Origin of the sequence: Kitasatospora sp. NPDC058184, from assembly GCF_042883725.1 — a bacterium.
Classification (GTDB): Bacteria; Actinomycetota; Actinomycetes; order Streptomycetales; family Streptomycetaceae; genus Kitasatospora.
On the sequence record NZ_JBHVVE010000014.1, the window covers coordinates 185244 to 199276 of the forward strand.

Annotated in this window: 11 protein-coding genes; 7 read left to right on the forward strand and 4 right to left on the reverse strand. The window is 73.3% G+C overall.

Going from position 1 to position 14033, the window contains the following annotated elements; genetic code table 11:
* Positions 1-3 precede the first annotated feature (3 nt).
* Positions 4-765 (reverse strand): CoA transferase subunit A, encoded by a 762-nt coding sequence (locus tag ACFVXH_RS25750; protein WP_074005090.1) that lies wholly within the window; start codon positions 763-765, stop codon positions 4-6.
* Positions 766-1244: 479 nt separating this feature from the next.
* Between ACFVXH_RS25750 and ACFVXH_RS25755 the strand changes: the two genes are divergently transcribed.
* The 6 genes from ACFVXH_RS25755 to ACFVXH_RS25780 all read left to right on the forward strand — a co-directional run bounded on the left by ACFVXH_RS25755 (position 1245) and on the right by ACFVXH_RS25780 (position 7356).
* Positions 1245-2516: a substrate-binding domain-containing protein gene (locus ACFVXH_RS25755; RefSeq protein ID WP_387827477.1), complete on the forward strand. Its 1272-nt coding sequence runs from the start codon at positions 1245-1247 to the stop codon at positions 2514-2516.
* A 5-nt stretch (positions 2517-2521) separates the two neighbouring features.
* Positions 2522-3346 carry an ABC transporter ATP-binding protein gene (locus tag ACFVXH_RS25760; RefSeq protein WP_387827480.1) on the forward strand — a complete coding sequence of 275 codons (825 nt, stop codon included), beginning with the start codon at positions 2522-2524 and terminating at the stop codon, positions 3344-3346.
* Between the two features lie 113 nt (positions 3347-3459).
* Positions 3460-4251 carry an ABC transporter ATP-binding protein gene (locus ACFVXH_RS25765; RefSeq protein ID WP_259316879.1) on the forward strand — a complete coding sequence of 264 codons (792 nt, stop codon included), beginning with the start codon at positions 3460-3462 and terminating at the stop codon, positions 4249-4251.
* On the forward strand, positions 4251-5117 hold the full coding sequence (locus ACFVXH_RS25770; RefSeq protein WP_074005092.1) for a branched-chain amino acid ABC transporter permease: 867 nt from the start codon (positions 4251-4253) through the stop codon (positions 5115-5117). The genes ACFVXH_RS25765 and ACFVXH_RS25770 overlap by 1 nt, the downstream gene beginning before the upstream one ends.
* A 209-nt stretch (positions 5118-5326) precedes the next feature.
* Positions 5327-6454, forward strand: coding sequence for a branched-chain amino acid ABC transporter permease (locus ACFVXH_RS25775; protein ID WP_380778298.1), 1128 nt, complete (start codon positions 5327-5329; stop codon positions 6452-6454).
* The gene (locus ACFVXH_RS25780; protein WP_074005093.1) at positions 6451-7356 is read left to right on the forward strand and encodes an alpha/beta fold hydrolase; all 906 of its coding nucleotides are present in this window, start codon (positions 6451-6453) and stop codon (positions 7354-7356) included. The genes ACFVXH_RS25775 and ACFVXH_RS25780 overlap by 4 nt, the downstream gene beginning before the upstream one ends.
* Positions 7357-7444: 88 nt before the next feature.
* On the opposite strand, the gene ACFVXH_RS25785 is transcribed toward ACFVXH_RS25780, so the two are convergent.
* Both ACFVXH_RS25785 and ACFVXH_RS25790 read right to left on the reverse strand, forming a co-directional pair.
* Positions 7445-8722 (reverse strand): lipoprotein, encoded by a 1278-nt coding sequence (locus ACFVXH_RS25785; protein WP_049649680.1) that lies wholly within the window; start codon positions 8720-8722, stop codon positions 7445-7447.
* 416 nt (positions 8723-9138) lie between these two features.
* Positions 9139-9726 carry a DedA family protein gene (locus ACFVXH_RS25790; protein ID WP_234348218.1) on the reverse strand — a complete coding sequence of 196 codons (588 nt, stop codon included), beginning with the start codon at positions 9724-9726 and terminating at the stop codon, positions 9139-9141.
* Positions 9727-10369: 643 nt separating this feature from the next.
* On the opposite strand from ACFVXH_RS25790, the gene ACFVXH_RS25795 reads away from it, so the two are divergent.
* Positions 10370-11461, forward strand: a complete 1092-nt coding sequence (locus ACFVXH_RS25795) for an LLM class flavin-dependent oxidoreductase (protein WP_387827485.1) — start codon at positions 10370-10372, stop codon at positions 11459-11461.
* A gap of 281 nt (positions 11462-11742) precedes the next feature.
* On the opposite strand, the gene ACFVXH_RS25800 is transcribed toward ACFVXH_RS25795, so the two are convergent.
* Positions 11743-13911, reverse strand: coding sequence for a putative bifunctional diguanylate cyclase/phosphodiesterase (locus ACFVXH_RS25800; RefSeq protein WP_387827488.1), 2169 nt, complete (start codon positions 13909-13911; stop codon positions 11743-11745).
* Positions 13912-14033 lie beyond the last annotated feature (122 nt).

A 14033-nucleotide genomic window follows, 5' to 3' on the forward strand; every position in this document is an offset into this window, starting at 1 on the left:
GGCTCAGGCCTCCTGGAGTGCGGGGCGGACGGTCCGGCGCTCGATGCGGCGGTCCTCGGGGTCGGCGGCCACCACCCGGTCGACGTACACCCCGGGCAGGTGCACCGCGTCCGGAGGGAGCTCGCCCGGTTCGACGATCCGGTCCGCCTCGACCAGGGTGATCCGGCCCGCCGCCGCGCAGAGCGGGTTGAAGTTCCGGGCGGCGGCGTGGAACACGCAGTTGCCGTGCCGGTCCGCCACCTCGGCCCGGACCAGCGCGAAGTCCGCCGTGATCGCCTCCTCCAGCAGGTAGCGACGGCCGCCGAACTCCCGGACCTCCTTCGGCGGGGAGGCCAGGGCCACCGAGCCGTCGGCCGCGTAGCGCCAGGGCAGCCCGCCCTCCTCGACCTGGGTGCCGACCCCGGCCGGGGTGAAGAACGCCGGGATGCCGGCGCCGCCCGCCCGGAGCCGCTCGGCCAGCGTGCCCTGCGGGGTCAGCTCGACCTCCAGCTCGCCGGAGAGGTACTGCCGGGCGAACTCCTTGTTCTCCCCGACGTACGAGGAGGTCATCCGGGCGATCCGGCCCGCCCGCAGCAGCAGGCCCAGCCCCCAGTCGTCCACCCCGCAGTTGTTCGAGACCACCCGCAGTCCGGTGGCGCCGGAGTCCACCAGGGCGCCGATCAGCGTGCTGGGGATGCCGCAGAGGCCGAAGCCGCCGACGGCCAGCACCGCGCCGTCGGGAACGTCCCCGACGGCGTCGGCGGGGGAGTCCAGGACCTTGTCCAAGGGGTCACCTCGTGAGGGAGTGGGCGGAGGGGGTGGAAGAGGAAGGGGCGGAGCGCGGCCGGGGTGGTGCGGCGGCCGGGGAAGGTGGGACGGGCAGGTGGGACGGGCTTGTGGGAGGGGTGGCCGGCGGGCTCGGCCGCCGCGCGGAGCCCGTGGCCGTACCAGGCCGGGCTGGGGTCCTGCCTGGGCCGGACCGGGGTCGGGCACGCCGCTGGGGTTGGCTGCCGTCGGACGGGCTCCGCGCCCCTCCACCGTCACCGGGCAGGGGTGGGCGCAGCCATGGCGGCCACCCCCATGGGTGGGCGCGGAGCCGTGTCGGCGGGCCACACCCGGGCGCCCGGGGGACGGCGGCGGGCCGACGGTATGTCGACCAGAGCCACATCCCGACCGGCTGATACGTCGACCGGGCACATGTCGCCGTTCCCACCGCACACCTACGGTTCCCGCATCCACCCGCCGCACTTCAGGAGTCGGTCACCATGCGCAGCTCGACAAACCCCTCCAGGACCGCCTCCGGCGTTCGCCTGGGCGACTCCCTGACCGGCGGCCCGGCCCGGAAGCTCGCCGCCCTCGCGGCCTGCGTCCTGCTGGCCTCGGGCTGCGCCAAGGCCGGCACGGCCGGGACGAGCGCGGCGGACGGTGGATCGAAGGGCCCGATCAAGGTCGGCCTGGTGTACTCCAAGACCGGGCCGCTGGCCGCCTACGGCAAGCAGTACCTGGAGGGCTTCAAGGCCGGCCTGAGCTACGCGACCAAGGGCACCGGCGCGGTCGACGGGCACAAGATCGAGTTCGAGGAGCAGGACGATGCCGGCGACCCGGCCAAGGCGGTGTCCGCCGCCAAGGACCTGATCGCCAAGGGCTACAAGGTGCTGGCCGGTTCCACCGCCTCCGGTGTGGCCCTCCAGGTCGGTCCGATCGCCGCCCAGAACAAGGTGCTCTTCATCAGCGGCCCGGCCGCCGCCGACAAGGCCACCGGTCTGAACAAGTACACCTTCCGTTCCGGCCGCCAGTCCTACCAGGACATCAAGACCGCGGCCTCGTTCATCGGTGACGCCAAGGGCAAGAAGGTCACCGTGCTCGCCCAGGACAACGCCTTCGGCCAGGCCAACGTGGCCGCCGTGAAGGCACTGCTCGGCGCCGAGGGCGCGACGGTCGACCAGGTGCTCGCCCCGCCGAGCGCCACCGACCTCACCCCCTTCGCCACCCAGGCCAAGACCGCCAAGCCCGACCTGCTGTTCGTCGCCTGGGCCGGCGACACCGCCTCGGCCCTGTGGACGGCGCTCAACCAGCAGGACGTGTTCGCCGACACCAAGGTCGTGACCGGCCTCGACCTGGCCGCCTCCTACCCGCTGTTCGGCCCGGCCGCCGAGAAGATCTCCTTCCTGAACCACTACTTCGACGGCGCCGCCGGCACCCCGGTGGAGAAGGCCATGATCGATGCCGTCTCCGCCGCCGGAGGGAAGACGGACATCTTCACCCCGGACGGCTTCACCGCCGCCCAGATGATCGTGCACGCCGTCGAGTCCAATCACGGCTCCGCCGACGACACCTCGGCCCTGGTCAAGGCCCTGGAGGGCTGGAGCTTCGACGGGGTGAAGGGGAAGACCACGGTCCGCGCCGAGGACCACGCCCTGCTCCAGCCGATGTTCCAGGTGCGGCTGACCGGCAGCGGTACCGCCGCCAAGCCCTCGGTGGAGAAGACCCTGACCGCGGACGAGGCGGCACCCCCGGTCACCCCGATGGCGGGCTGATCCCGATGCCCGCCCGCACCACGTCGACTCCTGCCGCCTCCTCCGCCGCGTCCACCTCGTCCGCGCGGTCCTCCGCGTCCTCCTCTCCGGTGCTGCGTCTGGACGGGCTCGGCTGGGCCGTCCGCGGCGTGCCGATCGTCGAGGACGTCTCCTTCTCGGTCGGCGAAGGCGAGTTCATCGCCTTCATCGGGCCCAACGGCGCCGGCAAGACCTCCCTCTTCAATCTGATCTCGGGCATCTACCCGGCGACCCACGGCAGCCTCCACCTCGACGGCGCGGACATCACCGCCGAGACGGTGCACGCCAGGGCCCGCCGCGGGCTCGGCCGCACCTTCCAGACCTCCTCCCTCTGGCCGGGGATGACCGTCGCCGACCACGTCCGCCTGGCCGCCCAGGCGGCGGCCGGACCGGGTGCCTCGTACCGGCTCTGGCGCCGCGCCGAACGCTACGAGCAGCAGCTGGCCGACACCCTGGAACGTACCGATCTCACCCACCGCGCGGACACCCTGGCCAGTGCGCTCTCGCACGGGGAGAAGCGCAAGCTGGAGCTGGCCGTCCTGCTGGTCTCGGAGCCCCGGCTGATCCTGCTGGACGAGCCGATGGCCGGAGTCAGCGCGGAGGAGGTGCCCGCCCTCACCGAGCTGATCCGTTCCGTGCACCGTGACCTGGGCCGGACCGTCCTGATGGTCGAGCACCACATGGACGTCCTGCTCGGCCTCGCCGACCGGCTCGCGGTGATGCACCACGGCACGCTGCTCGCCCTGGACACCCCCGAGGCCGTGATGGCCGACCCGACCGTTCAACAGGCCTACCTGGGTGAGGCGTTGTGACCTCCTCTCCGTTCTCCGCTCAGCGCCCCGCTCCTTCGGCGCACTCCGCCTCCTCTCCGTCGTCCGCGTCCTCGCCGTCGTCCGATGCCGAACCCCTCCTCTCCGTCCGCGATCTGCGGGTGGTCATCGACGGGCTGCACATCCTGCACGGCGTCGACTTCGACGTGGCCCCCGTCGGGGTGACCGCGCTCCTCGGCCGCAACGGCGCCGGGAAGACCACCACCGTCAAGGCCGTCATGGGCCTGGTGCCGCGCACCGGAAGCATCCGGCTGTCCGGCTCCGAACTCTCCTCCCTTCCCACGCATCTGGTCGTTCGTCATGGCATCGGCTACGCGCCCGAGGACCGGGGGATCTTCGCCGGCCTCACGGTCGCCGAGAACCTCCGCCTCGCCGAGCGCGCTGCCGGGAGTGGGAGCGGGAGTGGGAGTGGCGGCGAGGCCGGTGAGCCCAACTACGCACTCGTCCACGAGCTCTTCCCCGAACTCAAGCAGCGGGCCGGGCAATTGGCCGGGACGCTCTCCGGCGGCCAGCAGCAGATGGTGGCGATCGGCCGGACGCTGCTCAACCGCAACCGGTTGATCATCGCCGACGAGCCCACCAAGGGCCTGGCCCCGAAGATCGTCGCCGAGGTGGCCGAGGTGCTGGCGCGTGCGGCCGAGGCCGTGCCCGTCCTCCTGGTCGAGCAGAACCTCGCCCTCGTCCGCCGGCTGGCCGGCACCTGCGCCGTCCTGGCCGACGGCCGTACCGCCCACCGCGGAGACACCGCCGAGCTGTTGGCCGACGAGGAGGCCGCCCGCCGCCTGCTCGGCGTCGGCTCCCGTCACCCGCTCGCCGGCGGGCCCCGGCCCGCCGCCGCCCCGGCCTCCCCGGCCGCCCCTGTCGTCACCGCCGAGGTGAAGCCCTGATGGACACTGTCGTCCTCCTTTTCTGTACCGGACTCGGTCTCGGTGCGCTGTACTTCCTGGTCGCCTCCGGTCTGTCGCTGATCTTCGGTCTGATGGACGTGCTCAACTTCGCGCACGGCGCCCTGCTCTCGATCGGCGCCTACGCCACCTGGTGGGCCGGTGCCGAGGCTGGTCTCTCCTTCTGGCTCGCGGTGCCGTTCGGCACCCTGGTCGGAACGGCCGCCGCCGTCCTGCTGGAGCTCTTCCTGATCCGGCCGCTCTACAGCCGGCCGCGCGACCAGATCCTTGCCACCGTCGGGGTCGGGCTCGCCGTACCCGCCCTGCTGATGGGGATCTGGGGCGCGGACTCCCGCCCCTTCCCGCAGCCGGAGCTGCTGTCCGGCACCTGGCACGTGCTCGGTGCGACCGTCCCGGTCAACCGCTTCGTGCTGGTGGCCGCCGCCGCCCTGCTGCTGCTCGCTCTTCGGTTGTTCCTCGCCCGCACCCGCTACGGGCTGATCGTCCGGGCCGGCGTCGAGGACCGGGCGATGGTCACGGCGCTCGGCATCGACGTCCGGAAGGCGTTCACCCTCGTCTTCGCCCTCGGCGGGGCGGCCGCCGCCCTCGGTGGCGCCCTCGGCGGCCTCTACTTCGGTTCGGTCAATCCCGGCCAGGGGACCGGCCTGCTCATCTTCGCCTTCGTCGTCGTGGTGATGGGCGGCATGGGCTCCGTGACCGGAGCCGCCGTCGCCTCGGTGGGCGTCGGCCTCGTCCAGCAGTTCGCCAACTACTACACCGGCGCCGGGCTCGGCGACCTCTCGGTCGTCGTCCTGCTCGCCGTGCTGCTTCTCGTCCGACCCCGTGGACTCACCGGGAGGCTCGCGTGAGCGCCGAAACACCGATCACGAGCACCGGTGGCCCCGCGGCCGGCCGCAGCGCCGCCGCTCCGGCAGGGGGGACTGACACCAGCCCTGCCGTGACCACCATGTCAGCAGAGGGGACTGACACCAGCTCCACCGACACCGCCACTGTGGCAAGGGGGACTGACACCGGCCTTGCCGAGACCCATTGTGAACACAGGGCCGAGTCCGGCGCCATCCCTCGAACGGGTGATCCAGTCACTAATCGCTGGACTGGCGTGCACAGAGCGCTACGCTGGTGGCCGATCGCTCTGCTGATCACGCTCCTTGTCGCCCCATACAGTGCGCTTCCCGTCCCGGGACTGCTCGACGGCCCGCTCGGCAGCCCCGGAAGCCTCCAACTGCTCGCCCTGTGCCTCCTCTACGGCGGGCTCGCCACCGGTTACGACCTCCTGCTCGGTCGGACCGGACTGCTCTCCTTCGGCCACGCGCTCTACTTCGCGACCGGCCTCTACGCCACCGACCTCGGCATGCTGGAGCTGCGACTGCCGTTCGCCGCCGCCGCGGTGTTCGGCGTCTCCTGCTCCGTCCTGCTGGCCCTGCTGCTCGGCTCGGTCAGCCTGCGCGTCACCGGCATCGGCTTCTCCATGGTCACCCTCGCCTTCGCCCAGGCCGGCTCGATCCTCGTCCAGCGCAACCCCGGTGGCGCCACCGGTGGCGAGGAGGGCCGGTCCGCCCCGGCCGACCTGCTGCCCTCCGGTCTGCTCGGGATCGAGAACACCGCCAACCTCTACTGGATCGCCGTCGGCTACCTGGTGCTGACCGTCGCCGCGGTCCACTGGGCCGTCAAGTCCCCGATCGGCCGGGTCTGGGAGGGCATCAAGGAGAACGAGCGCCGGGTCGAGGTGCTCGGACTGCGGCCGTACGGCTACAAGTTGGTCGCCTTCGTGCTGGCCGGCGGACTCGCCGGGCTGGGCGGGGTGGTCTACCTGCTGCTGACCGGTGGCGCCACCCCGCAGGCCGCCACCTCGGACGCCACGCTCGCGCTCCTGGTCATGGTCGTCCTCGGCGGCTCCGGCACCCGCTGGGGGCCGCTGCTCGGCGGTGTCCTCTACACCTGGGCGAGCCACCGGCTCGGCGACCTCGCCAACTCGTCGGCCGTCGCCGACCTTCCGGCGGTGCTGCGCGTGCCGCTCTCCCAACCCCTGTTCCTGCTGGGCGCCCTGTTCGTCGCCGTGGTCTACCTGCTGCCCGGCGGCCTGGCTAGACTGCCTGCCCGCATCCGATCCGCCCGCACCGGCCGTTCCGCCCCGGCGCCGGCCGGCCTCGGAACCGCCCACCCCACCGGAGGTACCCCCGCGTGAGCCAGTCGCCGCTGAAGCCCGAGGAGTTGACCGTCCCCGTGCCCGGTGGGGACCTGGCCGTCCTGCGCTGGCCCGCCGAGGACCCGCAGGCCCCGACGGTCGTGGCGGTGCACGGCATCACCGCCAACGGCCTCGCCTGGTACGAGGTCGCCCGCCGGCTCGCCGGCCGGGTCACCCTGCTCGCGCCCGACCTGCGGGGCCGCGGCGCCAGCCGCTCGGTCACCGGACCGTACGGACTGGCCCGGCACGCCGACGACGTGGCCGCGCTGATCGGCGCGCTCGGCTCGGGGCCCGTCACGGTGGTCGGCCACTCGATGGGGGCCTGGGTCACCGCCCTGGCCGCCGTCCGGCACCCCGACCTCGTCCGCCGCGTCCTGCTGGTCGACGGGGCGGTGACCTTCCCGCTGCCGCAGGGCGTCCGCGAGGAGGACGCCCTGGCCGCGGTGCTCGGCCCCGCGCTGGCCCGGCTGTCCACGACCTTCCCGGACCGGGAGGCCTACCGGGAGTTCTGGCGCGGGCACCCCGCCTTCGCCGGCGAGTGGACCGAGGGGATCGACGCCTACACCCAGCGCGACCTGGTCGGCGCTGAGCCCGAACTGCGCTCCTCCTGCGTGCTGGAGGCCGTGCAGGCCGACGGCGCCCAGGTCCTGCTGGACGAGGACGCGGCCGCCGCCGTGCACCGGCTGCCCTGCCCGGCCGACCTGATCTGGGCCGAGCGCGGCCTGTTCGACGAGCCGCAGGGCCTCTACGACCACGAGCGGATCGGGCTGGCCGGACTGGACTCGGAGCGGGTTCCGGCCTCGCCGGTGCCGGACACCAACCACTACTCGATCCTCTGGGGCGAGGCCGGGGCGGACCGCATCGTCCGCATCCTGCTCGCGGACGCCCTCACCGCCGGGTAGCCGGTCCGTCCCGGAACGCCGACGGCCGGCGGGGGCCCGCACCCCCGCCGGCCGCCGCCGGTGCCCCGTCCCGCCGCTCCCCGGCGGGTCAGCCCGCCGTGCCGAGGAAGCTCTCCCAGCCGCCCGCCGGCGCCTGGCCGACGTTGAGCGAGCGCAGCTTGCGCAGGGTGGACTGGTCCTGCACCTCCAGCCACTCGACGAGCTGCTTGAAGGAGACCAGTCGGACGTCGGGCTTGCCCGCGATGGTCTTGAGGGTCTCCTCGACGGCGTCCATGTAGATGCCGCCGTTCCACTGCTCGAAGTGGTTGCCGACGAAGAACGGCGCGCGGTTGCCGTTGTACGCGCGCTCGAAGCCCGCCAGGTAGGAGTTGGTGGCCTGGGTGCGCCAGTCGCCGTACTTGGCCGGGTCGCCCTTGGTGCTGCCGGCGGACTGGTTGGCCAGGATGTTGTAGTCCATCGACAGGACCTGGAAGGTGTGCCCGGGGAACGGGATGGACTGCAGCGGGAAGTCCCAGACCTTGCCGTCCTGCACCTTCTGCGGCCATATCTGCAGGCCGCCCGAGGAACTGGCGTCGTACTTCCAGCCCAGCTTGGCGATGGTCGGCAGCAGCGCCTTCTGGCCCTCCAGGCACGGGGTGCGGCCGCCGATCAGCTCCTTCTTGTAGTCGAAGGGGAGCGGGTCGACATCGGTGAAACCGGTGTTGGTCCGCCACTGGGTGACGAAGCCGATCGCCTGGTCGATCTCGCTCTGCCAGTCCTCCGGGGTCCACACGTTGACCCCATTCTTGTCCGGACGGCTGGAGCAGAAGTGCCCGTTGAAGTGGGTGCCGATCTCGTGCCCGGCCAGCCAGGCCTGGCTGACGAGCTTGAGTGTGCTCTTCACCGCGCCGTCCGACAGGTACGGGATGTCGGAGGCGCCGACCGAGTGCTTCGGCGGGTGGTAGAGGTCCGCCTTGCCCTTGGGCAGGGCGTAGATGCCCGAGAGGAAGAAGGTCATCGTGGCCTTGTGCTGCTCCGCCAGCTTCAGGAAGCGGGGGAACTGGCCGTCCTCGGTGCCGCCGGCGCCGTCCCAGGAGAAGACCACGAACTGGGGCGGCCGCTCGCCCGGCTTGAGCTTCTCGGGCTTGGGCTGGTTCGGCTGCGGGCCGGTGTCCGCGTTGGAACCGTCGCCGATCGGGGTGCCCTTGGGCACCACCGCCTGGGTGGGGTCGCCGCTGCCGCCCTGGGTGGTGCTCGCGCCGCCGGGGCCGGGGGAGGGGGAGCCCTGGCCCGAGCCGGACCCGCCGCTGGAGCAGGCCGCGACCGCGCCGAGGGCCGCGGTCGCGGCGGTTGCGCTGAGCACCGTCCTGCGCGAGATGCTGGTCATGGTCTCCCCTGGGTGCCGATACCGGTGGTGAGGGCGGCCCACGGCCGCACCGGTCAAATCGGGCAATTGATGAATATTCCGCCGTTAGCATGTCATGTCGCCGCAGCGGCCACCAAGGTCGCCGAGCGCTGACGACTCTCAACACGCCGGGCGCGTACGGCTGGGCTGCGGGGATGCCTCGACTGTTGCCGTCCTGTGACGCTTCCCGCCCCGTGCGGTCCGGTCAGTACGCTACCGCCGGTCGGTCCGCTCCCCGCCGGAGTTCGTCAGCGTTCGGCCCGGTTGGTCGCCCTTTTGGGAAAACTTTTGCCCCTTGCTGGGCCGGGCAGCCCGAAGCCCGCTATGGGGCCGCTCCGGGCGGGCCGGGAGGGAGGGGAAAGGAGGGAGAGAAGGGGGAGAGGCGGCCGGGAGGGCCGTCAGAGTGCGGCGAGTCGCCGGGTGCGGCGCACCATGCGCGCGATCGCGGTGCTGATGGCGGTGGCCGCCGCGCAGGAGACCACGAGGCTCAGCCAGGCGGTGTTGAACCAGTGGCTGTTCAGCCAGCCCAGCGTCACGATGTAGGCGGCCCAGACCAGCGCCGCCAGTGCCGACCAGTGCAGGAACCGGTGCGGATGGGCGGGGGAGTGGCCGATGGCCAGGTCGAGGACGGTCCGGCCGGCCGGGACGAACCGGGCGACCACCACCATCGCGGCGGCCGCTCCGTGGGGGCGTTCGATCAGGGCCTCCTGGACCCGGGTCACGCTGGCCGCCAGTTTCGGGCGCCGGGCGAGCCGGCGGTGCAGCACCGGGGCGCCGCGCCGGGCCAGGTTCAGCAGCAGGAGGTCGCCCAGGAAGGAGGCCACCGCCACGCCCAGTCCGAGCATCAGGGGCGCGCCGTTGATCTGCGAGGTCTTGAGCACGGCCAGGATGACCAGCGTCCCGCTGGGGATGAACGGCAGGAGGGCGTCCCCGAGCACGGCGACGAGCGCCAGCGCGCAGATCCACGAGGATCCGATCGCGGCCACGAAGTTCAAGACCCTTTACTCCCTCCGTGCCTCCCGGGGGAGCAGGTGGCTGCAGGGGTCAACGCTAGCGCCTCGACTTTTCATGCCATGAAGCACCCCGGTATGGCATGGATCACGAGTGCTGATTCCGGCCGTGCCCCGAGGCGGCGGGCCGTGTGTCCGGGCCGTATGTCCGGGTCGGCCGGGGTGAGGGGCGCCCGGGCGGCGGAGGGCCGCCGAAACCGAACGAGCCCCCGGGGCGGGGTGCCGCGCCGAGGGCTCGCAGTGATCGTCCGGTGCTGGTCCAGCCCGACGATCTTGCTGGTGGAGTGCGGATCCCGCTCCGGCGGTCCGCCTCTGGGCCCAAGCCTGCCGGACGCCGACCCCCGGTCGCGAGGGCCCGGGCTGGCGACTTCCGGCGCTGGCGGGAAGTCGCCAGCCGTGTTCGCCCACTGGCTCTCCGTCAGCCGAACGGTCGGTCGGACGCCCGTGCGAAATGGCCGAAACCCACTCGGACCGTGGCCGGACGACATCCCCGAGGCGGGAACAGCGAGCCCCCGGCCGTGGTTGACCCCGGTCGGCGACAGCGACCGGCGGACCACCCGGGCCCGCGCGGCCGGCCACGACGGTCGGCTCAAGGACGGCAGCCAGGAGGGCGGACGGGATGACCACCGAGGACCAGCAGGAGCACGGGGCCGAACCGGCGGCCGACACGGCGATCCGGGGCACCGCCCGGGGAACGGCACCCGCCCCGCTCTCCATCCTCGACCTGGCCACGGTCGGCGTCGGCCACACGCCCGCCGAGGCCCTCGCCGCCACCACCGAACTGGCCCGCCAGGCCGAACAGTGGGGCTACCACCGCTTCTGGGTGGCCGAGCACCACGGCATGCCCGGAGTGGCCAGCTCCACCCCCGCCGTCCTGCTCGCCCACCTCGGGGCCAACACCACCACGCTGCGGCTCGGCTCCGGCGGCGTCATGCTCCCCAACCACGCCCCGCTGGCCATCGCCGAGCAGTTCGGCCTGCTGGAAGCCCTGCACCCCGGGCGGATCGACCTCGGACTCGGCCGCGCCCCCGGCACCGACCAGGCCACCGCCCGGGCGCTGCGCCGCGGCCTCGCCGAAGGCGCGGACGACTTCCCGCAGCAACTCGCCGAGCTGACCCACTTCCTCGACGGCGACTTCCCGGACGGCCACCCGTACGCCCGGCTGACGGCCGTCCCCAAGGGCGAGGGCCGCCCGCCGGTCTGGCTGCTCGGCTCCTCCGGCTTCAGCGCCCAGCTCGCGGGGCGCCTCGGCCTCCCGTTCGCCTTCGCCCACCACTTCAGCAGCGCCAACACCGTCCCGGCGCTGGACCTCTACCGCTCGTCCTTCCGCCCCTCCGCCGTGCTCGCCGAGCCGTACGCGCTGATCGGCGTGAGCGCGGTCGCCGCCGACGACGAGACCTCGGCCCGGCGCCTCGCCCGCTCCGCGGCCCTCGGCATGCTCCGCCTGCGGCGCGGCAACCCCGGCCCGATCCCCACCCCGCAGGAGGCCGAGGAGTACCCGTACAGCCCGGTCGAGGCCGACTTCATCGACAGCTGGCTCGACAACGTCGTGCTCGGCGACCCGGGCCGGGTCGCCGACGGGCTGGAGGCCCTGCGCAAGCGGACCGGCGTGGACGAGCTGATGGTCACCTCCCACATCCACGGCCACGAGGCCCGGCTCCGCTCGTACGGCCTGATCGCCGAGGCGTACGGCCTGACGGCGACGGTGTGACGGCTGCGGCCTGACGGCTGTGGCGGGACCGACGGCCTGCGGTCCTGCTACAGCCGTGACCGCCGCCGGGAGGTTCGACGCCCCGGGCCGGCCGGGGCGCGGGCCGAGCGCCACGCGGTGGTGGGCCACACCACCGCGGGCCGGGCGGACCGACCCGTCGGCCCGCCGGCCCTCGGCTGTTGCTCACTGCGGCCGGTTCGGCTTCGCCGGGGGCGGGCGAAGTGCCGGCTCCGGGCGGGCGCCGGCCGAGGCCTCGTCCCGTTCCGGCCCGCCTCCCGCGGCTAGCGGCCCTGTAGGGCGGGGCGGCCGTCGCGGAGTATGGCCGCGACGAGTTCGGCCTCGCCGGGGCGGGCGAAGTACCAGCCCTGGGCGGTGTCGCAGCCGGTCAGCCGCAGGCGTTCGGCCTGGGCGGCGCTCTCGATGCCCTCGGCGGTGACGGTCAGGCCGAGGGTGTGGGCGAGCTGCACCATCGCGCCGACGATCTGCTCGTCCGCGTCGCTGCGGCGGGAGCCGAGTTCCGGGCGGCCGGGCCGGTCCGTCGGGGAGGGCTCGCGGAAGCCCTCGATGAAGGTGCCGTCGAGCTTGAGCACGTGCACCGGCAGCCGGGAGAGGTAGGCCAGGTTGGAGTAGCCGGTGCCGAAGTCGTCGATCGCGATCCGCACGCCCATGTCGGCGAGCGCCTGGAGGGCCTGGAGGGGCCGGCCGCCGGGGCCGAGCAGGGCGCTCTCGGTGATCTCCAGTTGGAGCAGCCGGGCCGGCAGGCCGGTGCGTTCGAGGGCCCGGGCGACGTCGGCGACGATGTCGGAGTCCCAGATCTGGCGGGCGGCGAGGTTGACGCTCACGAAGGTCTCGGTCTCGGGGAACTCGGCGAGCCACTGCCGGGCCTGGCGGCAGGACTCCTCCAGTACCCAGGTCCCGAGCGGCACGATCGCGCCGGTCTCCTCGGCGAGCGGGATGAAGCGGTCCGGGGAGAGTGTCCCGTAGCGGGGGTGGCGCCAGCGGACCAGCGCCTCCGCGCCGTGCACGGTGCCGTCGGCCAGGCCGACCAGCGGCTGGTACTCGATCGCGAACTCGCCGCGTTCCAGGGCCGGGCGGAGCGCGGTGGCGAGCAGCTGCCGGGTGAGCTGGTGGGCGCCGCGGTCCGGGTCGTAGAGGGTCCAGCGGGCGCGGCCGTCGGCCTTGGACCAGTAGAGCGTGGCGTCGGCGTCCTTGACCAGGTCGGTCGAGGTGGTCTCGTGCACGGACCGCTCGACCACGCCGACGCTGGCGGTGACCACCAGCCGGTGCCCGGCCACGTCGAAGGGACGTTCCAGCACCTCCAGGATCCGGGCGGCCAGTTCGGTCAGCTGCTCGCTGCCCAGGCTGTCGGTGACCAGCACGGCGAACTCGTCGCCGCCCATCCGGGCCACCAGGTGGGTGTCGCGCCCGTCGAAGCCGCGCCGCAGCCGGGTGGCGACGGCGATCAGCAGCTGGTCGCCGATGTGGTGGCCGAGCGCCTCGTTGATCGCCGCGAAGCCGTCGAGGTCCAGGTAGCAGACCCCGACCCGGCGTTCGTCCGGGGCGCCGACCGGGCCCGGCTGGTCGGCCGGCGCGAGGCAGGCGGCGTCGAGCCGCTCGAAGAAGTAGGTCCGGTTGGGCAGCCGGGTCAGCGGGTCGTGCAGGGCCTGGTACTCCAGCCGGTCGCCGAGTCGGCGCTGCTCGGTGATGTCCTCGACCAGCGCGAGGGTGTAGAGGGGGTCCCCGGCGCCGTCCCGGATCAGCGAGACGGTGACCTTGCTCCAGACCGTGTGGCCCTCGCGGTGCTTGAGCTGTTTCTCCACGCGGAACCGTTCCCGCTCGCCGCGGACGAGTTCGGAGAAGAGCCGGTCCGGCATGCCCTCCGGGTCGATGATCTCGTGCAGGTGGGTGCGGACCAGGTCGCCGACGCCCTGTCCGATCAGGGCGGCGAAGGCGGGGTTGACCTCGATGATCCGGTCCTCGGCATCGATCAGGGCCATGCCGATGACGGCGTCGCAGAAGGCGGCCCGGAACCGGGACTCGCTGGCCCGCAGCGCCGCCAGCAGCCGGTCGGTGTCGATGCTCTCCCGGCCGCTGCCGCGGGTGAGCCCCCGCTCCCGGCGGGCGTCGCCGCTGAGCGGGGCCGCGCAGGTGGGGCAGAGCAGCGGCTCCGGCTCGGTCAGCGTCCCGCAGGCGGTGAAGGAGGTGACGGGCCCCGCGGCCGGCCCGGTGACGGATCCGGAGACGGGCCCGCCGCCCGTTCCGCCGGTCGATCCGACGACAGGTCCGACGACAGGTCCGACGGCTGATCCGGCGGTGGGTCCCAGGGTCGGTTCAAGGGCCGGATCGAGGACCGGTTCCAGGACCGGAGAGGCGAGGTGGCGGTGGCACGGTGACTCCTCGTGCCGCCCGCCCGGGTGGTGTGCGTCGGCCCCCTCGTTCTGGCCCGGCACGGCATGCTCCCGTCCGCTGCTGACGCTTGACGATGTCCGGCCGGCCAGTCGGGACCCGGCGGTCGGCTCCGCACTCTGTCGTGGTCCTCGGAGTCGGTCCGCTGCGGGGCCGCCCGTCGTGG

Coding starts and splice junctions, on each gene's coding strand:
- ACFVXH_RS25755 (WP_387827477.1), top strand. CDS start 1,245: ATGCGCAGCTCGACAAACCCCTCCAGGACCGCCTCCGGCGTTCGCCTG.
- ACFVXH_RS25760 (WP_387827480.1), top strand. CDS start 2,522: ATGCCCGCCCGCACCACGTCGACTCCTGCCGCCTCCTCCGCCGCGTCC.
- ACFVXH_RS25770 (WP_074005092.1), top strand. CDS start 4,251: ATGGACACTGTCGTCCTCCTTTTCTGTACCGGACTCGGTCTCGGTGCG.
- ACFVXH_RS25785 (WP_049649680.1), bottom strand. CDS start 8,722: ATGACCAGCATCTCGCGCAGGACGGTGCTCAGCGCAACCGCCGCGACC.
- ACFVXH_RS25795 (WP_387827485.1), top strand. CDS start 10,370: ATGACCACCGAGGACCAGCAGGAGCACGGGGCCGAACCGGCGGCCGAC.